The organism is Streptomyces xiamenensis (assembly GCF_000993785.3).
Taxonomy (GTDB): Bacteria; Actinomycetota; Actinomycetes; order Streptomycetales; family Streptomycetaceae; genus Streptomyces; species Streptomyces xiamenensis.
On sequence record NZ_CP009922.3, the window covers coordinates 5616727 to 5639989 of the forward strand.

The 23263-nt window shown below is 72.1% G+C and carries 23 protein-coding genes; 13 read left to right on the forward strand and 10 right to left on the reverse strand.

Translation table 11 applies throughout. The features are described 5' to 3' along the window. Nucleotides 1–142 precede the first annotated feature (142 nt). Nucleotides 143–1408 (forward strand): geranylgeranyl reductase family protein, encoded by a 1266-nt coding sequence (locus tag SXIM_RS25640; RefSeq protein WP_043177300.1) that lies wholly within the window; start codon nt 143–145, stop codon nt 1406–1408. 161 nt (nt 1409–1569) lie between these two features. On the opposite strand, the gene SXIM_RS25645 is transcribed toward SXIM_RS25640, so the two are convergent. After that, nucleotides 1570–2817, reverse strand: a complete 1248-nt coding sequence (locus tag SXIM_RS25645) for an MFS transporter (protein WP_046725224.1) — start codon at nt 2815–2817, stop codon at nt 1570–1572. A 17-nt stretch (nt 2818–2834) separates the two neighbouring features. On the opposite strand from SXIM_RS25645, the gene SXIM_RS25650 reads away from it, so the two are divergent. Further along, the gene (locus tag SXIM_RS25650; RefSeq protein ID WP_030731951.1) at nt 2835–4043 is read left to right on the forward strand and encodes an ROK family protein; all 1209 of its coding nucleotides are present in this window, start codon (nt 2835–2837) and stop codon (nt 4041–4043) included. 22 nt (nt 4044–4065) lie between these two features. Here SXIM_RS25650 and SXIM_RS25655 read toward each other — a convergent pair whose 3' ends face one another. After that, complete coding sequence (locus SXIM_RS25655; RefSeq protein WP_030731954.1) at nt 4066–4260, reverse strand: hypothetical protein; 195 nt, start codon at nt 4258–4260, stop codon at nt 4066–4068. Between the two features lie 194 nt (nt 4261–4454). Between SXIM_RS25655 and SXIM_RS25660 the strand changes: the two genes are divergently transcribed. The 4 genes from SXIM_RS25660 to SXIM_RS25675 all read left to right on the forward strand — a co-directional run bounded on the left by SXIM_RS25660 (nt 4455) and on the right by SXIM_RS25675 (nt 8592). Then, nucleotides 4455–5693 (forward strand): MurT ligase domain-containing protein, encoded by a 1239-nt coding sequence (locus tag SXIM_RS25660; protein ID WP_030731957.1) that lies wholly within the window; start codon nt 4455–4457, stop codon nt 5691–5693. A gap of 22 nt (nt 5694–5715) precedes the next feature. Beyond that, a complete protein-coding gene (locus SXIM_RS25665; protein WP_030731960.1) occupies nt 5716–6444 on the forward strand; it encodes a type 1 glutamine amidotransferase in 729 nt (242 codons plus the stop codon). A 30-nt stretch (nt 6445–6474) separates the two neighbouring features. Next, on the forward strand, nt 6475–7401 hold the full coding sequence (locus SXIM_RS25670; RefSeq protein ID WP_030731963.1) for a cytochrome c oxidase assembly protein: 927 nt from the start codon (nt 6475–6477) through the stop codon (nt 7399–7401). 336 nt (nt 7402–7737) lie between these two features. After that, entirely contained in the window at nt 7738–8592 is an 855-nt protein-coding gene (locus tag SXIM_RS25675; RefSeq protein WP_046725225.1) for a transglycosylase SLT domain-containing protein, read from the forward strand. A 208-nt stretch (nt 8593–8800) separates the two neighbouring features. Here the strand turns inward: SXIM_RS25675 and SXIM_RS25680 are convergent, their stop codons facing one another. Both SXIM_RS25680 and SXIM_RS25685 read right to left on the reverse strand, forming a co-directional pair. After that, on the reverse strand, nt 8801–9580 hold the full coding sequence (locus SXIM_RS25680; protein ID WP_030731968.1) for an SDR family NAD(P)-dependent oxidoreductase: 780 nt from the start codon (nt 9578–9580) through the stop codon (nt 8801–8803). Nucleotides 9581–9588: 8 nt separating this feature from the next. Further along, the gene (locus SXIM_RS25685; RefSeq protein ID WP_030731970.1) at nt 9589–10284 is read right to left on the reverse strand and encodes a TetR family transcriptional regulator; all 696 of its coding nucleotides are present in this window, start codon (nt 10282–10284) and stop codon (nt 9589–9591) included. 391 nt (nt 10285–10675) lie between these two features. Here SXIM_RS25685 and SXIM_RS25690 point away from each other — a divergent pair, with 391 nt between their 5' ends. Continuing rightward, entirely contained in the window at nt 10676–11209 is a 534-nt protein-coding gene (locus SXIM_RS25690; RefSeq protein ID WP_030731973.1) for an EF-hand domain-containing protein, read from the forward strand. Nucleotides 11210–11360: 151 nt separating this feature from the next. On the opposite strand, the gene SXIM_RS25695 is transcribed toward SXIM_RS25690, so the two are convergent. The 5 genes from SXIM_RS25695 to SXIM_RS25715 all read right to left on the reverse strand — a co-directional run bounded on the left by SXIM_RS25695 (nt 11361) and on the right by SXIM_RS25715 (nt 15258). After that, nucleotides 11361–12116 carry a hypothetical protein gene (locus SXIM_RS25695; RefSeq protein ID WP_030731976.1) on the reverse strand — a complete coding sequence of 252 codons (756 nt, stop codon included), beginning with the start codon at nt 12114–12116 and terminating at the stop codon, nt 11361–11363. Then, nucleotides 12082–12651 carry a SigE family RNA polymerase sigma factor gene (locus SXIM_RS25700; RefSeq protein ID WP_030731979.1) on the reverse strand — a complete coding sequence of 190 codons (570 nt, stop codon included), beginning with the start codon at nt 12649–12651 and terminating at the stop codon, nt 12082–12084. The genes SXIM_RS25695 and SXIM_RS25700 overlap by 35 nt, the downstream gene beginning before the upstream one ends. 19 nt (nt 12652–12670) lie before the next feature. Next, entirely contained in the window at nt 12671–13216 is a 546-nt protein-coding gene (locus SXIM_RS25705) for a hypothetical protein (RefSeq protein ID WP_046725226.1), read from the reverse strand. Between the two features lie 242 nt (nt 13217–13458). Further along, entirely contained in the window at nt 13459–14499 is a 1041-nt protein-coding gene (locus SXIM_RS25710) for a vWA domain-containing protein (protein ID WP_030731987.1), read from the reverse strand. Nucleotides 14500–14748: 249 nt separating this feature from the next. Continuing rightward, complete coding sequence (locus SXIM_RS25715) at nt 14749–15258, reverse strand: inclusion body family protein (RefSeq protein ID WP_030731990.1); 510 nt, start codon at nt 15256–15258, stop codon at nt 14749–14751. 768 nt (nt 15259–16026) lie between these two features. Between SXIM_RS25715 and SXIM_RS25720 the strand changes: the two genes are divergently transcribed. From SXIM_RS25720 to SXIM_RS25745, 5 genes are all read left to right on the forward strand, one after another. Further along, a complete protein-coding gene (locus SXIM_RS25720; RefSeq protein ID WP_030731993.1) occupies nt 16027–16404 on the forward strand; it encodes a nuclear transport factor 2 family protein in 378 nt (125 codons plus the stop codon). A gap of 510 nt (nt 16405–16914) precedes the next feature. Further along, on the forward strand, nt 16915–17706 hold the full coding sequence (locus tag SXIM_RS25730) for an IclR family transcriptional regulator (protein ID WP_030731996.1): 792 nt from the start codon (nt 16915–16917) through the stop codon (nt 17704–17706). Nucleotides 17707–17729: 23 nt separating this feature from the next. Then, the gene (locus SXIM_RS25735) at nt 17730–18311 is read left to right on the forward strand and encodes an RraA family protein (protein WP_043177303.1); all 582 of its coding nucleotides are present in this window, start codon (nt 17730–17732) and stop codon (nt 18309–18311) included. Then, nucleotides 18304–19221 (forward strand): NAD(P)-dependent oxidoreductase, encoded by a 918-nt coding sequence (locus SXIM_RS25740; RefSeq protein WP_246156940.1) that lies wholly within the window; start codon nt 18304–18306, stop codon nt 19219–19221. Before SXIM_RS25735 ends, SXIM_RS25740 begins: the two co-directional genes overlap by 8 nt. Nucleotides 19222–19411: 190 nt before the next feature. Beyond that, on the forward strand, nt 19412–20104 hold the full coding sequence (locus SXIM_RS25745; protein ID WP_046725228.1) for an aspartate/glutamate racemase family protein: 693 nt from the start codon (nt 19412–19414) through the stop codon (nt 20102–20104). A 182-nt stretch (nt 20105–20286) separates the two neighbouring features. Here the strand turns inward: SXIM_RS25745 and SXIM_RS25750 are convergent, their stop codons facing one another. Further along, on the reverse strand, nt 20287–21684 hold the full coding sequence (locus SXIM_RS25750; protein WP_046725229.1) for a DUF7507 domain-containing protein: 1398 nt from the start codon (nt 21682–21684) through the stop codon (nt 20287–20289). Between the two features lie 645 nt (nt 21685–22329). On the opposite strand from SXIM_RS25750, the gene SXIM_RS25755 reads away from it, so the two are divergent. Further along, nucleotides 22330–22992, forward strand: a complete 663-nt coding sequence (locus tag SXIM_RS25755; protein ID WP_053116306.1) for a helix-turn-helix transcriptional regulator — start codon at nt 22330–22332, stop codon at nt 22990–22992. Nucleotides 22993–23263 lie beyond the last annotated feature (271 nt).

Here is a 23263-nt window from a genome sequence, read left to right on the forward strand (position 1 = left end):
GCGCACCAACCCCGGGCACGCCCGGGCCGCGTACCTGACCGGGAATGACAGCCGATCATCCCACAGCGAACCGCCGCCGACCCGGGACCGTAGGATGCCCACGCGAGGACGGAACGGACGGGCAGCGGGAGCAGCGAACAGCGTGAGCAGCGAGAGCGGAGCCGAGAACACAGTGGTGTGGGACGTCGTCGTCGTCGGAGCGGGCCCCGGTGGCGCCTCCGCCGCGCGTGCCGCCGCCGAGGCCGGGCGGCGGGTCCTGCTTCTGGAGAAAGCCGAACTGCCCCGCTACAAAACCTGTGGCGGCGGCATCATCGGCCCCTCCCGCGATGCGCTGCCACCCGGCTTCGAACTGCCCCTGCGCGAACGCGTCCACGCCGTGACCTTCTCCCTGAACGGCAAACTCTCCCGCACCCGACGCTCCAAGCGGATGCTCTTCGGCCTCGTCAACCGCGCCGAGTTCGACCAGCGCCTGGTCGACGCCGCGGTCCGCGCCGGTGCCCGGCTGCGTACCAGGGCCTCGGTCTCGCGCGTCGAACAGCACGGCCCGGCCGTGCCCGACCGGCGCACCGTCGCCGTCGTGCTCAGCGGCGGGGAGACGATCCTGGCCCGCGCCGTCGTCGGCGCGGACGGCAGCGCCAGCCGGATAGGGGCGCACGTCGGCGTCCGTCTGGACCGGGTCGATCTCGGCCTGGAGGCCGAGATCCCGGTCCCGCCCGAGGTCGCCGCCGACTGGGCCGGCCGTGCCCTGATCGACTGGGGCCCGCTGCCCGGCTCCTACGGCTGGGTCTTCCCCAAGGGCGACACCCTCACCGTGGGCGTCATCTCCGCCCGTGGCGACGGCGCGGCCACCCGTCGTTATCTGGAGGACTTCACGACCCGGCTCGGCCTGTCCGGCTTCGAGCCGGCCATCTCCTCGGGCCACCTGACCCGTTGCCGGGACGAGGACTCACCGCTCTCCCGGGGGCGCGTGCTGGTGTGCGGTGACGCGGCGGGGCTGCTGGAGCCGTGGACCCGGGAGGGCATCTCCTTCGCGCTGCGCTCCGGCCGGCTGGCCGGCCAGTGGGCGGTGCGGATCGCCGACGCGGGGGACGCCGTCGACGCGCGCCGCCAGGCGCTCAACTACACGTTCGCCATCAAGTCGGGTCTGGGCGCCGAAATGGGCGTGGGCCGCCGCATGATCGGCATATTCGGCCCGCGTCACCGGCTGCTGCACACCGCGCTCATCGGCTTCCGTCCCGCCTGGAACGCCTTCGCCCAGATCACCCGCGGATCCACCACCCTGGCCGGGATCGTGCGCAATCACCCGGCCGCCCGCCGCGCCCTGGCCGCGCTGGACCGCACCGACCCCGCCGCGACCCCCGCCGACGAGGGAGCCACGCCCGCCGACGAGAAGTCGCGCAAGGAGTAACGGCGCCCACACCGTGCGGGGTTCACGGCGAGCCGGTGGCACCCCGTACGGCGTGGACGCGGCGACTCAGGGGCCCCTGCCGGGGCGGGGTTGTCACGGCTCCGTGCGTTCGGCCACGCCGCGTGCCGCTCGCCCGGCCCCTTCCGTTTCGGGTGCGTCTTTCAGGAGACGGCCTGGGCCGACCCGCGCATTCCGTACGCGATGGCGGCGGCGGCCGCCGACAGCAGCGCCACCGAGGTCAGGGCCGTCGCCAGGGAGAACCAGTCGGCCAGGAAACCGATCGCCACCGGCCCCAGCAGCATTCCCCCGTACCCGACCGTCGAGGCCGCCGCCACGCCGCGCGGCCCGGCCAGCGTCCCGGCCTGACCGATCGCCACCGGGAAGATGTTCGCCAGACCCAGACCCGTCACCACGAATCCCAGCAGCGCCGGCCACACCGAGGGCGCGAGCGAGGCCAGCAGCATCCCCGCCGCGGCCACCGAACCGCCGGCCACCATCGCCCGGGTCTGCCCCAGTCGCAGCAGCAGCCAGGTGCCCGACAGCCGTCCCACCGTCATCGCCAGCGCGAACACGGTGTATCCGGCCGCCGCCAGGCCCTCGCTCGCCAGCAGCGTCTCGCGCAGGTGCAGCGCGCTCCAGTCCGCCAGCGCGCCCTCCCCGTACGCCGTGCACGCCGCCACCACCCCGAGCACCACGACCAGCCACCCCACCGGGCCCGCCGAGCCGGCCCGCGGCGCGCTCCCGGCCGCGGGTTCCGGCTCCGGCCCGGGGGCGCGCGGCGCCGGATGGGCCAGCAGCGCGCGTCCGGCCACCACCGCCACCAGTACGCCGATCAGCGCCAGCGCCGACAGATGCCAGGCCGCCGACAGCGACCCGGCCACCAGTCCGCCGGCCCCCGCGCCCACCATCCCGCCCAGTGAGAACGCCGCGTGGAAGGAGGGCATCACGGGCCGCCCCAGTGCCGCGACCAGATCGACCGCCGCGCTGTTGGCCGCCACGTTCATGCCGCCGAACCCGGCCCCGAACAGCAGCAGCACCGCCCCCAGCACCACGGCCGAATGCGCGTGCGCCGGCAGCGCCACACTCGCCGACAGCAGCAGCGCCGCGCCCACCGTCACCGGATGGTTGCCCAGCCGCTGACACAACCGCCCCGTCAGCGTCATCGTCACGACCGCGCCCACCGAGACGCCCAGCAGCGCCAGCCCCAGCGCGCTGGCCGACGCCCCCGTCTGCTCCTTCACCGCCGGGATGCGCACCACCCAGCCGGCGAACACGAAACCGTCCACGGCGAAGAACGCCGTCAGCGCGTACCGCAGTTGACGCAGCGCCGGATCGACCGTCCTCCGACCGCCGCCGGCCCGGCGGTTTCCCCGTTCCGACCCGGCCCTGAATTTGTTCATCGAAGGCACAAAGTCAGAATAGGGACGTGACCCGCTCTCGTACAAGGCTGGAACGCGGCCGCAACGCGCTCGGCCCCGCCCTTCAGCTCGTCCACACCGGACGGGCTCCCACCCGCGCCGTCCTCACCACCGAACTCGGCGTCACCCGTGCCACGGCGGGCGCCGTCGCGGCCGAGCTCCAGACCCTCGGGCTGATCACCGTGGACGCCCGCCCCGGCGCCCCGGCGGGCGCCCAGGGCCGCCCCTCCCACCGGCTGTCCATCGCCGATGACGGCCCCGTCGTGCTCGCCGCCCAGGTGCACGCCGACGGCTACCGCGCCGCTCTCGTCGCGCTGGGCGGCGGCATCGTCGCCACCACCCCCGCCTGCCAGACGGTGGACGCCGACCCCGCCCAGGTCATCGGCGAACTCGTCGCCGCCGGTGCCGAACTCCTGGCCGCCAGCGGGCGCCGCTGCGTCGGGGCCGGACTCGCCGTCCCCTCCGCCGTCGCAGAGCCCGAGGGCACCGCCCGCGGGCCGCTGCATCTCGCCTGGCCCGCCGGGGCCCCCGTCCGCGACATCTTCAACCGCTGCCTGGCCGACGCCGGATTCACCACCCGGGGCCACTGCGGCAACGACGTCAACCTCGGAGCCCTCGCCGAGCACCGCCACGGCGCCGGGCACGGCGCCCGCCATCTGCTTTGCGTCGCCACCGGGCACCGCGGCGTGGGCGGGGCCCTCGTCCTGGACGGGCGGCTGCACACCGGCAGCGCCGGGCTCGCCCTGGAGGTCGGGCACCTCACCGTCGATCCCGCCGGGCGGCCCTGCCAGTGCGGCAGCCGGGGCTGCCTCGACGTGGAGACCGATCCCCTCGCCCTCCTGGACGCCGCCGGGCGGCCCCCGGGGCCCGAGGGCTCGCTGCTCGATCAGGCCCGCGACCTGATCCGCACCGAGTACGCCACCGACCCGGCCGTGCGCGCCGCCACCCACGCCGTCGCCGACCGCCTCGGTCAGGGGCTGGCCGGCCTCGTCAACATCCTCAACCCCGACCGCATCATCCTGGGCGGGCTGCACCGCTGGCTGCTGGAGGCCGACCCCGCCCGGCTGCGAGCCGCCGTCCGCGACCACAGTCTGTGGGGCAAGGACAGCAACGCCGCCATCCTGCCCTGCACCCTGGACCACAACAGTCTCGTCGGCGCCGCCGAGCTCGCCTGGCAGCCCATCCTCGACGATCCGCACGCCGCCCTTCCGGGCTGACCGCCGCCCCGCCCCCACCCCTCTACAGCCCGAAGCCGCCCAGCAGCGAGGCCAGCGACTCACCGCCGGCCGTGATGCCCGGCGCGAGGGCCGTCCCCGACAGATAGAAGCCGAACAGCGCGCACACCACCGCGTGCACCGGCTTCAGTCCGTCCTTGCGGAAGAACACCAGCATCAGCACCGCGAGCAGGACCACCCAGGAAACCGACAGGATCACGACCACTCCCTTCACCGTAAGCACCCTAAAGCCCACAAAGAGTAATGATCACTCGATACGGGCAAATGGGTGAAAGCCGCCCACGGCACGGGGAACGCCCCCGCCACGCCGCACACTTGACCGGATGCGGTGCGAGTACCGCCACAGACCTCGATAGGCTGGTCATCGGTCTAGGGCAAGGAGGAGCCAGGACGATGTCAGAGAGCACGCCGCTGTCACCACGGGCCAGGCTGGCCGTGACGGCGGGCAAGGCAGCAGCCGCCGTATCGCGCGCCGCCGGCCGCGGAAGCGGATCGGTGATCGGCGGGCGCGTAGCCCTGAAATTCGACCCCGAACTGCTGTCCCGGCTCGCCGGACATCTGGACGTGGTCCTGATCTCCGCGACCAACGGCAAAACCACCACCACCCGCCTGGTCGCCGAGGCCCTGCGCGCCGGTGGCGAGGTCGTCTCCAACGCCCTGGGCGCCAACATGCCCGCCGGCATCACCTCCGCGCTGTCGGCCGGCGCCGAAGCCCGCTTCGGCGCCCTGGAGGTCGACGAGAAGTACCTCATCGCCGTCGCCCAGGACGTCAACCCCAAGGCGATCGCCCTGCTCAACCTCTCCCGCGACCAGCTCGACCGCGCGGCCGAGACCCGCATGATGGCCGAGCACTGGCGCGAAGGGCTCCAGGGCACCAAGGCCATCGTCATCGCCAACGCCGACGACCCCCTCATCGTGTGGGCCGCGTCCTCGTGCCCCAACGTGGTGTGGGTCGCCGCCGGCCAGGCGTGGAAGGACGACGCCTGGTCCTGCCCCTCGTGCGGCGGAGTGCTCCAGCGCCCCGACGACACCAACTGGAAGTGCGCCCAGTGCGGCTTCGGCCGCCCCACTCCCACCTGGGTGCTCTCCGGCGACAACGTGCTCGACCCGCACGGCGCCTCCTGGCCCATCCACCTCCAGCTCCCCGGCCGCGCCAACAAGGCCAACGCCACCTCGGCCGCCGCCGTCGCCGCCACCTTCGGGATCTCCCCCCAGGTCGCCCTCCAGCGCATGCAGTCGGTGGCCGCCGTCGCGGGCCGCTACGACGTCGTCCAGTACGAGGGCCGTGACATCCGGCTCCTGCTCGCCAAGAACCCGGCCGGCTGGCTGGAGACCTTCTCCCTGATCGACCCGGCCCCGGCCCCGGTCATCCTCGGCGTCAACGCCCGTGGCGCGGACGGCACCGACACCTCCTGGCTGTGGGACGTCGACTACACCCGGCTCACCGGCCACCCCATCGCCGTCATCGGCGACCGCCGCCTGGACCTGGCCGTCCGCCTGGAGGTGGCCGGCCAGAACTTCCAGGTCTACGAGACGGCGGCCGAGGCCATCCGCAACCTGCCCCCCGGCCGCATCGAGGCGATCGCCAACTACACGGCGTTCCAGGACCTGCGCCGCGTCGTCGGCAACTGACACCAAGGAAGGCCAGCACACCATGACCGCCTCCAGCCTGCGCCTGGTCTGGGTCTACCCCGACCTGCTCAGCACCTACGGCGACCAGGGGAACGTCCTGGTCGTCGAGCGCCGGGCCCGTCAGCGCGGACTCGCCGTCGAGCGCGTCGACGTCCGCTCCGACCAGCCCGTCCCCACCACCGGTGACATCTACCTCATCGGCGGCGGCGAGGACCGCCCCCAGCGTCTGGCGGCGGAGCGTCTGCGCCGCGACGGCGGCCTCACCAAGGCCGCCGAGTCCGGCGCGATCATCTTCTCCGTCTGCGCCGGTTACCAGATCCTGGGCCGCGAGTTCGTCAACGACCTCGGCGAGCGCGAGGCGGGCCTCGGCCTGCTGGACGTCATCAGCGTCCGCGGCACCGGAGCCCGTTGCGTCGGCGACGTCCTCGGCGACGTCGACGAGCGTCTCGGCCTGCCCCAGCTGACCGGCTTCGAGAACCACCAGGGCGTCACCCAGCTCGGCCCCGGCGTGCGTCCCTTCGCGAAGGTTCACTTCGGCAACGGGAACGGCACCGGGGACGGCACGGAGGGCGCCTGGCGCGACACCATCTTCGGCACCTACATGCACGGTCCCGTGATGGCCCGCAACCCGCAGATCGCCGATCTGCTGCTCCGCCTCCACCTGGACGTTCCCGCGCTCCCCCCGGTGGACGACCGCTGGTACGACGCCCTGCGCACCGAACGCGTCGCGGCGGCCACCCAGACCGTCTGACCGAGAACGCCGGGTCATATCCTGTTGCCCATGGACCACGGTGACCACGGCACGATGGCGGATCTGCCGCCGTTTTCCTTCGCACGCGGAATGGAATTCGGCGGCGATCCCGTCTTTCTCGCGGGCAGCCTGATCGTGCTCGCGCTCTATCTGTGGGGCGCCTTCCGCCTCCACCGCCGGGGTGACCGCTGGCCCGTCGGCCGCACGGTCTCCTTCGTCCTGGGCATCGTCTCCATCCTCGCCGTGACCGCCACCGCGCTCAACGACTACGGCATGGTGCTGTTCAGCGTGCACATGGTGCAGCACATGGTGCTCAGCATGGTCACCCCCATCCTGCTGCTGCTCGGGGCCCCGGTCACCCTCGCGATGCGGGCCCTGCCCCCCTCGGCGCCCCGCCGGCTCCTGATCGCCTTCCTGCACACCCGCTACGTACGGGTGCTGACCAGCCCGGTCTTCACGATCCCGCTGTTCATCGCGAGCCTGTACGGCCTGTACTTCACCCCGATCTTCGACTTCCTGATGGGCTCCAGGACCGGCCACATCGCGATGATGGTCCACTTCCTGGCCGTGGGTCTTGTCTTCTTCTGGCCGATCATGGGCGTGGACCCCGGCCCGCACCGCTCCGGCTATGTGATCCGCCTGCTGGAGCTGTTCGCGACGATGCCCTTCCACGCCTTCTTCGGGATCGCGCTGATGATGGGCAGCGAGCCCATGATCGCCACCTTCGCCGATCCCGCCGCTTCCCTGGCCACGGACGCCCTGGCCGATCAGTCCGCGGCGGGCGGCATCGCCTGGGCCTTCAGCGAGATCCCCACCGTCCTGGTGCTGATCGCGCTGGTCTTCCAGTGGTGGGCCTCGGAGGAGCGCACGGCGCGCAGGGAGGACCGCCAGGCCGACCGTACGAACGACCAGGCCCTGGCCGACTACAACGCCTATCTCGCCTCCCTCGCCAAATAACCCCTGTCGGCCCCCCTCGCCGCGCCCCTGGGTCAGCGCGGCACCACGGTGGGTGCGCCGGCACACCGGTCATCCGCTCACCACGTGTGCGTCCGCCGCCGCTCCGGGTGACGCCGAGGGGGGTGCGTTGTGAGGCGGGGCACGAGACGGCGGTCACATCCGATGCGGGGTAGGAGGCACCCGGCCGCTGCCAAAGCGGACAAAGTGCCCATATGGCCGCTCGCTACGAGGTGTGGTCGCAGAGGCGCTCTTTGCTCCGGGGGCGGGGGCGCGGGCAGGGTGGCGTTGTCGCACTTCGCGGCATTTCCCTGTCTCGTGAGGATCGAGGTGTTTTGTATGACCGCCACCCACGGCGTTTCCCGCATCCGGACCCGCACGGCTGCTGTGGCCGGCATTGTGACCGCCGGGGCCGCGGCTCTGTCCCTCGTCCACGCCCCGGGTGCCGCTGCCGACGCGCACACCTCCGCCGTCGCCCCCACCACCATGAGCACCAGTGCTCCGGCCTTCACCCCGCCCGCCGGCCAGGGCACCACGGACCAGGCCCCCGAGGCCGGCGACAGCGCCGCCGCGGGCAGCGGTGACACGGGCAGCGCCGCCGCTGCCGCCGACACGGCCGAGGCCCCCGCGGCCAAGCCCGCCGCCGCTGCCGCCGACACGGCCGAGGCCCCCGCGGCCAAGCCCGCCGCCGCTGCCGCCGACACGGCCGAGGCCCCCGCGGCCAAGCCCGCCGCCGCTGCCGCCGACACCGCCGCGCAGGCCCCGCAGAAGAAGTCCGCTCCGGCTGACAAGGGTCGCGGTGCCCAGTACAACGCCGACGGCACCCTGGTCACCATCGACCGCAAGGAGCAGCCCAAGCCGAAGCCTGCCTCGGACGAGCAGATCGACCAGTGGATCAACGAGGCCCTGGATGTCATGAAGGCGCACGGCATCCCCGGCAGCTACGACGGCATCAAGAGCAACCTGATGCGCGAGTCCAGCGGTGACCCCCACACCATCAACATGTGGGACAGCAACGCGCACAAGAACATCCCGTCCAAGGGCCTGCTGCAGGTCATCGACCCGACCTTCGAGCAGTACCACGTGGACGGTACGAGCAAGGACGTCTACGACCCGGTGGCCAACATCGCCGCGGCCTGCAACTACGCGGCCGACCGCTACGGCTCCATGGACAACGTGAACAGCGCCTACTGACGGTCTGACGGTCGCCTGATCCGACCCGGGCCGAGCCCGGGCCCACGCCCGGCGCTCCCCGTGCCCCTGCGGCACGGGGAGCGCCGGGCGTTCGCGGTCAGTGGACCGGGAGGCCCGTGCCGGACATCGAGACCTCCCCGGTCACGGTGGCCGAACCGGGCGCGGTGGGCGGCGGGACGAGGCGCTCCGGCGGGCACCGCGGTGCGGATCAGACGGCGGTGTAGCCGCCGTCCACCAGGTGGTAGCTGCCGTACACGAAGGACGCGCGCGGGGACAGCAGGAACGTCACCAGCTCGGCGACCTCCTCGCTGGTGCCCAGACGCCCGGCCGGGTGCAGGGCGACCAGGCCCTCGTACTGGGCGCGGTCCATGTCCTGCAGCAGTGGCGTCTCGATGAAGCCGGGGCCCACGGCGTTGATCCGGATGTTCTTCGTGGCGTACTCGGCGGCGGCGGTCTTGGTCAGGCCGATCACGCCGTGTTTGGCGGCGACGTACGCGGAGGAGCCGCGGGAGGCCACGCTTCCCAGGATCGAGGCGACGTTCACGATCGCCCCGCCGGAGCCGGCGGCCTCGATGGCGGGCAGCTCGTGGCGCATGCAGTGGAAGACGCCGTCGAGGTTGGTGCGCACGACCCGGTTGTAGGCGTCGATGTCGTACTCCCCCGTGGGGGCGACGGGGCCGCCGACACCGGCGTTGTTGACGGCCAGGTGCAGACCGCCGAAGGTCTCGACGGCGAAGGCCACACCGGCCTGGACGGAGGCGGGGTCGGTGACGTCCATGGTGACGGCGGCGGCCGACAGGCCCTCGGAGCGCAGGGTGGCGGCGGCTTCCTCCGCGCCCTCGGCGCGGTAGTCGGCGACGAGGACGTCGGCCCCTCCGGCGCCCAGCCGGCGGGCGGTCGCCAGCCCGATACCGGAGGCGGCGCCGGTGACCAGGACGGTGCGGCCGGCGAACTCGGTGGCGTAGTCGGGTACGGGGGTGGTGCTCATGGGGCTGTTCACTTTCTTCGTGCGGATAGGGCCTCGCGGTCGGCGGCGGCAGCCGCTTCCTCCGTGAGGGCGTCATAGGAGCGCTCCACCAGCGCGGCGAGGTCGGCCACGGCGCGGCTCTGGTCGCCGGTGGGCGCGTGGCGCGCCCACAGCCGCATGGCGGCGGTCAGCACACCGGCGGCGGCGTCGACGACCACGGTGGGGCGGGGGTCGTGGGCGGGGTCCACGGCCAGCCGCGCGGCGACGATGCCGACCGATTCCTCCTGGGCGTCGACCCGGATGCGCTGGTAGGCGGCGAAGAGCGAGGGGTCGCTGTCGATCCGGGCGAGCAGCGCGCGGATCTCGGGGCGGTGGTGCGAGGCGGGGGTGTCCCGGTCGGTGAGCCAGTGCCCGACCGCGCGCCGGTAGGCGATCAGTGGCGGTTCCGCGGCGGGCCGCTCGCGCAGCAGGGTGTTGATGCGGCGGCCGTCCTCCCGGACGAAGTCCAGGGCCGCCTCCTCTTTGCTCGCGAAGTAGCGGCTGAAGGTACGGCGGGCGACATCGGCGCGGTCGGCGATCGCGGCGACGGTCACCTCGTCGGGGCCGTGCCGCAGCACCAGCTCCAGGGCGGCGGCGGCGAGTGCTTCGCGGGTGCGCCGTGCCTTGCGCTGCCGGCCGTCCTCACGGGGGGCGGGGATCGGCAGGGGAGACCTGTTCACCGTCATGGCACCGACGTTACACCCACTCATGTCCCATTGGGACAAGAGTTCCGGTGAGACAGAAACGGCTGCCTCGCGCTGTGCCGGCGGAGTCCCGCGGCGACGCCAGGGGCGCCGCTCCCGCGTGGCCGGACACGCGGCGTCACCATCGGGGCCGCACCGTGACCGTCCCGGTTTCCGGGCCGCTTCCCGGGCCGGGCCGGCCGCCCACCGGCCGGCGGACCCCTGGGAGGGCGGGAAGGCGTCGTGCTGCCCCAGGTGCGCGTCAACACCCAAGCCCTGTGAGCGCGTTCGGGTGAACTGTGGGCGGGGCCGGCGGGTCCGTGGCCGTCGCGGGACAGAGTTACTTCGCCGAGCCGGCGGCATACGGCCGCGGCCCGACGAAAGGCGGGGCATGATGCGAGCGGAAGCACTCAGCCGAGCGAAGGCGGTCTTCGCCCTCTTCGACGCCGATGGCAACGGATACCTGGAGTCGGAGGACTTCGATCTCATGGCGGGGCGGGTCGTCCTGGCGGCCTCCGACGCGGGGGAGGCGGAGAAGGACGCCCTGCGCGACGCCTTCCGCCAGTGGTGGGAGTTCCTGCTCGGCGAGCTGGACGCCAACCGGGACGGCCGCATCAGCCTGGAGGAGTTCACCGCCGGTGTGCTGACACCGGAACGGTTCCGGGACGCGCTGGGCGCGTTCGCGGGGACGCTGGCCGCGCTCGGGGACCCGGACGGCGACGGACTCGTAGAACGGCCCCTCTTCGAGGCGCTGATGACGGCCATCGGTTTCGAACACGCCAACATCCACGCGCTCTTCGACGCCTTCGGCCCCACGGACGAGGACCGGATCACGACCGGGACCTGGATCAACGGCATCAAGGAGTTCTACAGCCCGGACCACGCCGACATCCCGGGCGACCATCTGGTCGGCGACCCGGTCTCCTGAGCCGGGGCGGCGCGTCCCCTGCCGGTGGCATCCGGCCGCCCCGCACACCGGCGCGTTTCCGTCGAATGGCCAAAAAGAGCCCTTGATCGACGAGAAGCCCGGCCGGTGGGCGGGCCGGCCTCCCCCCGCGGTCGCACACGGACCCCCGCCCCTAACCCGGATCCTGCCAGTCGGCGGGATCTACCGCGATCTCGTCGAACACCTCACCGTCCGCGTCGTGGGCGACCACCCGGTAGCCCTGCGACAGCCCGGGCACGTCCGCGACATCCAGGTAGTAAACCCCCCACCCCGGTTCCCCTTTCAGCGTGACCAGCGTGGTCGGGTGGGATCCCGACCCTCCCTCGGGCACGATCACGATCCGCGACGGCGTCGCCGCCAGCCGCCAGGCGCCCTTGACCAGCGTGACCTCGCCGGCTTCGACGCTGTAGCCGGCACTGATGCTGCCCGGCCCGATGTTGTCGCCGATGGGGCCCCTGGCGGTCTCCAGATCCCCCGCGAATTGCCCGGGGGAGGCGACGACGTAGTTCTGCCGGCCCTCGGGCAGCAGCCCCAGCACGTACCGGTCGTTGATCACGACGGGCTCATACGGCTCCACCTCCAGCGGCTCGACATCGCCCGCCTCCCCGGGGAACGGGCCCCGGCCCGTGGCCGCGGGCGGCGCGCCGGTGCCGGGCCCGTCGCCGGGGGAAGGGGCCTCGCCGGCCGGCCACCCCACCGGACCGGTGGCCAGCACCAGCACGAGCGCTCCCGCCGCCCCCGCGCCGGCCAGCATCGTGGCTCGCCGGCGGGCCCGCAGCGCCCGGCCCCGGCGGATCACCTCCTCCACCGGCGCCGGTCCGGCCTCCACCCATCGCGCCGCCCGGCGCAGTTCCTCAACGAACTCCGGTTCGCCCCGCCGCTCCGGCACGCCGGCTCACCTCCTGTCGCTTTCCCTGGGTCCGCAGATCGCGCACGGCCGGGTCGGCACGCAGCTTCTCCAGGCCGCGCGCCGCCCGGCTGCGCACGGTGCCGATCCGGGCCCCGAGCAGCGTCGCCACCTCGGTCTCGGTGCGGTCCTCTATATAGCGCAGTACGACGGCCGCGCGCTGCCGCGGCGGAAGCCGTTGCAGCGCGCTCGTCAGCACATCCCTGGCGAGGACCTGTTCGGCCTGGTCCCGGACGCTCTGCTCCGGGAACCGGGTCGTCAGCCACTCGAACGCCCGAAGCCCACGGATCCGGTCGCGATGGGCGTTGATCATGATCCGCCACACATAGGCGTCCGGGTCGGCGCTCTGCGTCACGCGGTGCCACCGCGCGTACGCCTTGGCCAGCGCCACTTGGACGAGATCCTCCGCATCGTGGTGGTGGCCGGTCAGCAACTGCGCCGTCCGCAGCAGCCGCGGCCAGCGGCTGACGGCGAAGGCCCTGAAGTCGGCGTCGTGGGCTTCGGGTGCACGCGTCATGGGGTCGGTTGATGGCGGGTCAGAAGTCCAGCGAGACCTCGATCTCGTCGAACACCTCGCCGTCGGGGCCGGACGCGGTGATGGTGTAGGTGTCGACGCCGTCGACCGCCCACCGGGCCGGGTCGAAGTAGTAGGTCCCCCAGCCGTCCGCCTCCTCCAGCACCACGGGCTGGGCCCCGTAGCCCCAGTCCTGACCCTCGGGGGTGACCGCGATGAACGGCACCCCCTCGTCCAGCCGCCAGGCACCCTCCAGCAGGATGATCTCGCCGTCCACGCCGTTCACACCGGCGCTGATGCTGTTGGGGTTGATGCTGGTGCCCGGGTACCCCTTGGCGGCTTCGACGTCCTCGTCGAAGGAGTCGGGGGAGGAGACCACGTAGTTCTGCTCGCCCTCGGGCAGCAGCCCCATCACGAACTGGTCGTTGATCACCACCCGCTCGTAGGGCAGCACCTCGACGGGGTCCATCCCGCCGGCCTGGGCGGCCTGCGGGAAGAGGACCACCAGGGCAGCGGTGGTGGCGGCGCCGGTGAACAGGGCGCGCCTGAGTGCGGTCGTGCCGGTCATGAACCCTCCATGGGCCTCGCTGTTTCTGTCATGACTCAGACGTTGTCCGCCCTCCGGATCTATCCGCCCTTCCCGTCACCACAGAAAATCCCGTGCCCCCGGGCGCCTGCACCCTCCCGCGTCCGGACCGTGCGCCGGGCACCCCCGTACCCCTGACGTACCTCCCTCGTGCGGCCGGCACCCGATCCGCGGGCCGGGCCCCGGTGCCGACGCGGAAACCGGGCTCCGCCGGCTTGTCGGCGTCAGAGCATCAGCAACAGCCGCGTGTTCGGGACGAGCTTCCGGTTCACGCTCGTGCTCTGCACGAAGATCGTGAAATCGTCGTTGTGATTGGGCTTGACGCGCACTTCCACGTCCGGGAGGCCGAGCAGGGCCCGCGCCTCGGGCCCCGTGTACACCCGGTCCGTCTTCTTCTCCAGCACGGCTATCCGCTTGCGCGCCTGAACTTTCTCCGACTTGCTCAGCTGGTAGAAAGCGCCACCGGTGCGGTAAGTGTGCCCGCTTTCCACCACCCACTCGCGTATCCCCGCGTCACGCGTGACGGAAATCAGCTGATACTGCGACGGATTCACCGGGGTGAGGCCGGCCGCCTTGATGGTGTCCTTGTTGACCGTCTCCGCCCCCGTGGAGAAGACCGCCCGCGATCCCCGGATGCCCTTGGTGCGGCCCACCATGAATTTCTCGGTGGCCTCCTGGATGACCTGCCCGGCCTCTTCGAGGCCCTGTGTGCTCGTGGCGTCCCAGATCGCGATGTTGTCTTTCGGGAAACCGCACCGCATGGCCTCACGCTTGCCCATCTGGTCCGGAACCAGCACGGCCAGCGTCCAGTTGTCCGCCTGCGTCTCGATCATCCGGGCCACCGACTCGACGAGCACCCTGGGATCCTTGGAGGGGGCGTCCTGGCAGCGATGACTCGCGTTCTCCTGCCCGTCGGTCAGGACGAACGTCAAGAAGCTGTGGTCGCCGTACAGCTGGGCCGTCTGCGCCAGTTCGTGCTGCGACTTCAGCGCGGCGGCCAGCAGGGCGGTCATGCCACCGGCCCGGTACAACTGCTTGAGCGAGGGCATGCGCAGCACGTCCTTGTCATAAATGACGCACTCCACCGTGTTCGAGAACACGTACACCGTGACGCGGGTTTCCTGGTCCAATTCCTCGGACCGGCGGGCGAGATAGGAAATCTGCTGATCGGCGACCTCGACGACCTTGCCGCTCAGGTGTGACATGGACGAACTCGCATCCAGTACCAGGGCGACGTGGTTGATGTAGTTCTGCTTTCCGGACATGAAAGCTCCCCCTCTTCCGCTTGGATGTTCCAACCTTCTCACCCACCACTGACAATCGATCGTGGCGAAGGAACGGACGCGGCGTCACACCCGGCCGCAGGCCGCCCACGAGGCGGGCGGATGGACCGTCGGATGAGGAGGAGGGGGTTCACGACAACCGGCGTTCGCGCCCGGGGGAGGCCGAGTGGACGCGCACCGGCGGCCGGGGCGGCGGCCGGTGCAGACCACCGCCCCGGTGTTCCCGAACCGTCACGGGCTCTCAATGGTGATGTAGGGGTCCCACTGGAAGTAGCCCTTCAGCTGCCGGTGCCGGTCCAGGATCTGGAAGAAGAAGCGGTACACGACCTGACCGGGCTTTCTGACGGTCGTGCGCCAGTAGTGGTCCTGGTAGTTCTGCGTCACGAAGCCCGGCGTCCCCTCGGTGCCCTCCTGCGGCATCGGGAAGACGCCGTCGATGACCTCGATCTCCGGCGTCCTGATGAGCTGGTGTCCGCTGTCGCTGCTCACGTACCGGTACAGCAGCGCCTTGTAGTCGCTGCTCAGCGACAGTGTGGTCTCCCGCCACCTGATGCTGTCCCCGGTCTCGGCCCGCAGATTCAGCTCGGCCCCGGACGTCCCGATGATGTGGTCGTGGCGCGTCGTCATGTGGATGAGGCTGTGGTCGACCTGCGTCGGCGCGTCGGGGTTCCTCGACGCGTCGGGGTACCGCTCGACGATGGTGGCCGCGTCGAACGCGATCAGTACGTTGAGATCCGTCATTTCCTGTTCCCCTCGGGTGCGGGACTGTGGCGGGGCATCGCCCGGTCGCGCCGTTCCGTCTGTGGCCGGCGCGGCCGGTGCGGCCGTCCGGTCATCGGTGGTGAGGGCTTTCGGCACCCGGTCCGCCGTGGGCGCGGGGCCCGGTGGACGGCCGGGGCCGCGCGCTCAGCTCCGGGTGGCGCCGGGGCGGCCGGTGTCGGTCAGGGTGTGGAGACGGCCGAGCGTGAGGTCCTCGTGGTCCGGTGCCACGAGCAGGAGTTCACGCGCGAGCCGCGGACACGTCGGCCGGCGCGCACGGGACGCGGAATGGTCCCGTGGAGTGTCGGTCATGACTCACGATCCTAGATTTGGCGGAACGGCGGCGGTGCAATTCGGGGGACAACGACCGGAAAACATCGAATGCGGTGCTTGGCCGAATAATCGGCTTGCTTCGTCATTCCTTGCGAAAACCGGAGTTCTGGCAGAGGCGGAAGAGGAATGGCAGGGAAAGCGAGGTCTCCGCTCCGTCATCGGCCCGGAGGTTTCAGGACCGGGAACGCCCCGGGAGTCCGCGTATGCCGGGTGGGCCGGAGACCGCCCCGGAGCCCCGGCCCGGTGGTACCTGGCCTTTCTCGACCGTCGCGCGGGAAACTGCTGAAGCGTTCGGACGGAGGTGCGGGGGAGGGTGCCTGGTTCGCCGGTCACGTGCGCGCGCCCACGTCGCGGGCCGCCGGCCGTCATCGCCGGCTACCGTGAGTCACTGTCAGAGGCGCGGCGCAGGATGAGGTCATGGAACCTTCGAGGACCGTGCGGCTGTTGTGGGACCGCATGCAGGACCGTGACTGGAGCGGTGTCGGCGCGCTGCTGGCACCCGACGCGATCGTGGAGTGGCCGGCCAGCGGTGAACGCATCGTGGGCCGCGAGAACTATGTGCGGGTCAACGCGGAGTACCCGGAGGGCTGGTCGATCCACGTCCTGCGCGTCGTGGCCTCCGGGAGCGAGGTCGTCTCCGAGGTCGAGGTGCCGCACGGGGCGATGGGCGTCCACCGGGCGGTGTCCTTCTGGACCGTGGAGAACGGTGTGATCACCGGGGGCCGCGAGTACTGGACGGAGCTCGGTGCCGACCGGGCCCCCGCCTGGCGGGCTCCCTACACCGAGCGCATCTGAGGCCCACCCGGGTGCGCTCCGGCGATCACCCCCTCCGGGGAACCGTCCCCGGGCGCCGTATGGAAGAACGACCGCTGAGCGAGCGCGCCGTGGGAGCACCCGCGCGGCGTCGCGCCCGCACAGCGCCGGGGCCGGCCCGCACGGGCCGGCCCCAGGGCGTTCGCCTTCCCCGCGTCGGTGGTCGGGCGGCGCCTCGATCTGGTCGCGGAAGTCGTCGGAGCCGCTGACCCCGACCTCCACTGTGTGCGACGGCAGTGCGGTGAGGGCCTCGCCGCCGCCGATGGCGTGCCCGTGCGGGTTCTCCCCGCCGGGCCTGGAGGACGTCGTCCAGGGTCTGGTACGGCGAATCGGCCGGGACGATGGGCACCTCGTAGTCCTCGGCGATCCGGGCGATCGGCGTGGGGTCCTCCAGTGCGACGCGACATCAGAGTGTCCGTCTAGTGGATACAGATAACCGCCAGGTGGTATACAAGCCTTCGGTTCGAACTGATTGCTGAACAAGGGGGCGGGATGACCACCACGGCGGCCACCGACAGCGACGGGGGCGGCGGCGGAATCCGCGCGGTCAGCCGCGCCTGGCGGGTCCTGCGGGCCTTCACCCCCGACCGGATGTCACTGGGCCTGGCCGACATGGTCCGGGAGACCGGACTGCCCCGGACGACCGTGCTGCGCCTGGTGGAAACCCTCGCCGCCGAGGGACTGCTGGAAGTCGGGGCGGACGGCCGGATCCGGGTCGGCACCGCCCTGATCTCGTTCGCCGCCTTCGCCGACGCGGCCTGGACCGTGCCCGCCGCCTCCCTCGCCCGGATGCGGGCGCTGGCGGCGGAAACCGGCGAGACCGTGAGCCTCTACGTCCGCGAGGGGAACCGTCGCGTCGTCGTCGGCCAGGCCCCCAGCCCCAACACCCTGCGGCACGCCGTCCAGCAGGGCGACGAACTGCCCATGAACCTCGGCTCGGCCGCCTACATGCTGCTCAGTCTCGAACCCCCGGCCGAGCGCGAAGCCCTCATCACCGCCATCGTCACCGAAGCCGGCGGCGACCCGCAGGCCCTGCGCGAGGGCATCGCCCTCGCCGCGGACCAGGGCTGGAGCGTCAGCCACGGCCAGCGCGAGGCGGGCAACAGCGGTCTGGCCGTACCCGTCCCGCACACCGGCAGCCGCCGGCCCGCCCGCACCGTGGTCCTCGCCCTCGGCGGCCCCACCGTCCGCTTCACCGACGACAAGATCCCCGAGTTCGTCCACGCCATCCACCGCTGCGCCGAGGACATCGCGCGCATCGGACTCCCGCCCGCCCTGTACTGAGGGACCACCACCCAAGGAGAACCGTGCACGACTACCCGCCCCCCGGCGCGCTCCCCGTCGCGACCGTCTCCGACGCGATGGAACGTTTCGGCGTCGCCGACGGCATAGGCCCCCTGTGGCCGGGCGCCACCTTCTCCGGGCCGGCCTTCACGGTCTGGACCCGGCCCGGCGACAACAAGGGACTGCACGCCGCCTTCGAGACCATCCGGCGCGGCGAGATCCTCGTCGTCAACGGCGGCGGCGACACCACCCGGGCCCTGATCGGCGAACTCGTCGTGCAGAAGGCCAAGGCCCTGGAGATCGGCGGCATCGTCCTGGACGGCGCCGCCCGCGACCTCGCCGAACTGCCGGAGCTGGGCATTCCCGTCTTCGCCCGGGCCGTCACCCCCGCCGGCCCCTGGAAGACCGGCCCGTACCGCACCGGCGTCACCGTCGCCGTCGGCGGTGTCCCCGTCAGCCCCGGTGACTGGGTGCTCGGCGACCACGACGGTGTCGCCGTCGTCCCCCGGGCCGACATCGGCGAGGTCATCGACACCGCCCACCGGCTCATCGCGGGCGAGGCCGAACGCCGTGCCGCCAACCAGCGGCTGGTGCCCCGTGACTGACGCCCCCGCACCCCTGGTCTGGATCCCGCGCCCCGTCCACCCCGACGCCGTCGACCGCCTCAGCCGGCATGCCGAGGTGCGCCTGGGTTACGACGCCGATGCCGTTCCCTTCGACGCCGTCTGCCACCGGGTGGCCGGGATCCTGCTGCGGACCGAACGCGTCGACGGAGCCATGATGCGCCGGGCGCCCCGGCTGCGGATCATCGCCCGGCACGGCGTCGGCCTCGACACGGTCGACCTCGACCAGGCCCGCGCACAGGGCATCACGGTCACCACCACGCCCACCGCCAACACCCAGTCGGTGGCCGAGCACACCATCGCCCTGCTGCTCGCCGTGCGGCGTGGCATCGGTCTCGCGGTGCGCGGCGAGGGCGACACCCGGACCGCCATCCGCGGACGTGAACTCAACGGCGCCACCCTGGGCCTGGTCGGATTCGGCCGCATCGCCCGCCGGGTGGCGGCCATCGCCGCCCACGGCTTCGGCATGCGGGTCCTGGCCCACGACCCCGTGGTCCCTGACGGGGACATCACCGCCGCCGGAGCCGAACCCGCCGAGCTGCCCGCCGTGCTGGCGGCGGCGGACCATCTCAGCCTGCATGTGCCGCTCACCCCCGGCACCCGCGGGCTGATCGGGGCACCCGAACTGGCGGCCCTGCCGGCCGGCGCCGTCGTCGTCAACACCTCGCGCGGCGGCATCCTGGACGAGGAGGCGCTGTTGGCCTCCCTCCGCGCGGGCCACCTGGCGGGCGCCGGCCTGGACGTCACCACCGTCGAGCCGCTGCCGCGGGACCATCCGCTGCGTGCCGAGCCGGCCGTGGTCATCACCCCGCACACCGGGGCTCAGACCGAGGAGGCCCTGTACCGGATGGCGGCCGAGGCGGCCGACCATCTCATCCGGCACCTCGGCTGACACCCGGCACCCTGGTCCCGAGCGGCGCACCCGCCCTCGGAGGCGATGGTGTTGGCCGCCCGGCGCGCATCGCGCTGACACCGCTGACAGCCGGAGCCCGTGGTCCTGCGAGCGCTCTGCCCGCAGGACCACAGGGCACGACACGCCACGGGTACGATCTGCGCAGGCTCGGGAGCAGAGGGAGGCGGACGTGAAGGTCATCGGCCTGATCGGCGGAATGAGCTGGGAATCCACGGCCGAGTACTACCGGCTGCTGAACACGTTGACGCGTGACCGGCTCGGTGGGCTGCACTCCGCCCGCTGCGTGCTCTACTCGGTGGACTTCGCGGAGATCGAGCGACTCCAGGTCCAGGGACGCTGGCAGGAGGCCGGGGAGATCCTGGCCGACGCGGCCCGCGCCCTGGAGCGGGCCGGCGCCGAGCTGGTGCTGATCTGTACCAACACGATGCACAAGGTGGCGGATCAGGTGGCGGCGGCGGTGTCGGTACCGCTGCTGCACCTGGCCGACGCCACCGCGGTCGCCGTGCGGGCCGCGGGGGTGCGCACGGTCGGCCTGCTCGGGACGGCGTTCACGATGGAACAGGATTTCTACCGTGGGCGTCTGGAAGCGGGTGGGCTCAAGGTGTGCGTGCCGAGCGCCGACGAGCGCGCCGTGGTCCACCGGATCATCTACGAGGAGCTGTGCCTCGGTGTGGTGCGGGACGCGTCGCGCGAGGAATTCCAGCGGGTGATCGGGCGGCTCGTCGAGCGGGGCGCCGAGGGCGTCATCCTGGGCTGCACCGAGATCGAGTTGCTCATCGGGGAGCGGCACAGCCCCGTTCCGGTCTTTCCCACGACGCGGCTGCACGTGGAGGCGGCCCTCCGGCAGGCCCTGGCCCCGTGACTGCCCCGGCCGGGGCGAACGCGATCAGCCGGTCGCCCCGCGTTCGATCGGGAAGCCGTCGGTGCCGTGGGCGTTCTCCGGGCAGGTGGCGTGTGGGTGGCCGACGGGGCAGCGGCGTCGCCCGTGATCGGCGGCGCCGCTGCCGTCATCGCCCTTCGCCCCTCACCCCGGGGCCGGGCACGCTACTTCCCGGGAGAACAGGGATCACAGCAGGAGGGCGCCTGTTCGACACAGACGGTGACGGAGTCCGTGTTGTCGCCGGTGTCGGGATCCGTCTCGTTGCCCAAGACCGTCGCCGTGTTGCGGATCCGGCCCGCCACGGTGGCCTTCGCCCGCAGGACGAGGGCGGCGGTGGCGGCGACGGCCAGGTCGCCCACGGACCACAGGCCGGTGTCCGGGTCGTAGTCCCCGGTGCCCTCGGCGGACAGGAGGACGAGACCGTCGGGGAGCCGGTCGGTGACCCGCACGCCGGTGGCGTCGTTCGGGCCGGCGTTGCGCACGGTGATGCGGTAGGTGACGGTCTGGCCGACGGTGACGGTCGTCGCGTCGGCGGCCTTCACCACCGACAGGTCGGCGGCTGGTCTGACCTCGGTGACCGCCTCGTTGGAGCGGGCCGTCAGGGCCTCGGGCGTCTCGCCGAGCCGGTTCTCGTAGGAGGCGGTCGCGGTGTTGCTGATCAGCCGTCCGGCCGCGGCCCGTTCGATGCGGACCCGGTACTCCGCCGTTGTCCCGCCCGGCAGGGTCTCGGTGTTGAGCAGCGTGCCCCCGCCGGCGGCGGAGGCCCCGGCCCCCAGATGGAAGACGACCCGGTTCGCCCCGGCGTCGTAGGAGCCCTGGTCATCGCCCGGAGCGTCGCTCTTGTCCCCGGTGTTCGGTCCGTCGACGATCCGCAGGGACCCCGGCACGTACGTGGTTCCCGGCGGGAGGACATCGGTCAGGACGAGGGCCTCCGCCGCGCCGCCACCCTCGTTCCTGGCAGTGACGCGGTACGTGATGACCTCTCCCACCTCCAGCGGTCCGGCCGGAATCGCCTCCTTGTGGAGCGTCACGTGGGGGGCCGTGCCGAAGAAGATGCCGTCCAGGAAGTTGCCGATGCCGCGGTTGCCGCCGGCGGCGGAGAGGGACCGGAAGGCGAAACGCGTCAGCGTCTGCCCCGCCGGGACGACGTAGGTGCCCCGGTACTGACCCCAGGCGTCCTTGCCGTCGGAGAAGCGTCCCTGCTCCACCGTTGACCCGGGCGCGCCGATGTCCAGCGCCATGGTGTCCTCGCCCAGCCGGCCACGGTGCTGCAGACGCCAGTAGAGCGTGGTGCCCGGGGTGGTCGGCAGGTCCTGGTAGAGCGTGGACACCTCGTTGGCGTTCAGCTCGGCGAACTGGGCGCCGTCGGCGGACGGCACACCGAGGAAGCCGGTGTGCCACAGCTCCACCATGTGGTCGGAGGCGGTGGTGAGCCAGCCGGGGACCCGCTTGGGTGCCTGGGTCTGGGAGGCGTCGGGCAGGATCTCGTAGTTGGTGACGGTGGGTTCTTCGAAGCTGCCGTTGACGAGGGTGACCCGGAGCGGAGCGGGAGGTGTGGACATGCTGCATCCCCTCGGAGTTGACGCTGCTGAACGGCACGCCGGCCGGCTCCGCGGAGGGCTGCCGGGGCATCACCGTGACGCTCAGTAGGGCAGCGCAGGGCGGGGGTTACGTACAGGGGCACGTCCACGGGTCCGGCCAACCTGGCACCGCGGGTTTGCGCGCCCGCCGGCCGGGGCGGGGCCCCGGCGCACGTCACCTCTACGGCGTCGGGGCGCCGCGGCCACCTCAGACGTCCCCCGGTTGTCTTCCGTCACCCCCGGTATGACCGGAAATGCCGCACACTCCGTGAAAAGAGGACCCCTGAAAGGGTGAATGCACTGCCCTTGAGTTGACGCACCGAGTGCGGAGTTGCGGGCCATCGCGGGCACGACCGAGGGCCGGAACGGGTGCCCCTGAGGGCGTAGAGGGAAAGGCTTACTGTCACACGATTACCGTGGGGCGCGCGAGGAACTGTTCTGAACAGAGGCAACAGCGAACCGTCGCGCCCACGTGCGTCCGTGGCCCGGGGTGGAGGACCGGGCGGTTCAGGGGGCAGAGGTGCGCCACCGTACGCGGACCGTACGGGCGTGAGGTGCTGTCCGCCGGAGCACGCGGGGGCCGTTCTTCGGTGCTGTCACGGCTTCCCAGGAACAAAGGAAACGATTGTGGAGAGCTCTCACCAACTCGGGGACGATGTGCCGCTCGACGTCACCCTTCTCGTGGAGTCCGAAGTGCTCCGGCGGGGCGTCGGCTCCCTGCTCGCGCAGATCCCGTGGGTGACGCTCGTCGACCGGCGGCCGGGCAGGACCGGGTCGCCCGACAGCGGGCCCGGCCGCGCCTCGTTCATCATCGCCACGCTGCCCGAGTGGAGAACGCTGACGGGAGAGGACCTGCTGGGCCCCGGGACCCGGCCCTTCGTCCTGCTCATCGGTGACGACATCCACGCCAGGGACCTCTCGCTCCCCGCGGAGGTGCCGTGCGACGGTGTCATCTCGCTCCGGGAGGCGACGGTGCCGCTCCTGGACACCACCTTGCGCCGCGTCGTCGAGGGCGACATGCCGCTGCCCGCGCCACTGGCACGCGAACTGCTCGCCGGCAGCCGGGGACCGGTGCGGCACCACACCGGCCGACGCGCGGTGTCCTTCACCGACCGGGAGAGGGAGACGCTCGGCCTGCTGGCCCAGGGGTACAGCAACAAGCAGATCGCGAAGGCGCTCGGCATCTCGGCCCACGGGGTGAAACGCCTGGTCGGTGCCATACTGCTGAAACTGGGCGCTCCCAACCGCACCACGGCGGCCGTCATGGCGATGAACGAGAGACTGCTCTAGCGCACGGATGGGATCTCTCCCCGGGATCGCGGACGTACCGGCGGCCGTCGGTACGGACGTGACCACAGTGGCGCCCCAACCCCGCCAGCGGACACCGTCGTTGCCGTCGGCGCAGGTGAACGGCCCTGCACCGCCATCCTCTCCCGTGCGCGGCGGCGAATCAGCCCCGACCGGGCGGCCGAAGGACATGGACCGACGGGCATAGCCGATTGGGTAGATCCCCTCCCGCCTGACCTGCGGCTATGTTGACGGGCCATGGGCGAGGAAACGA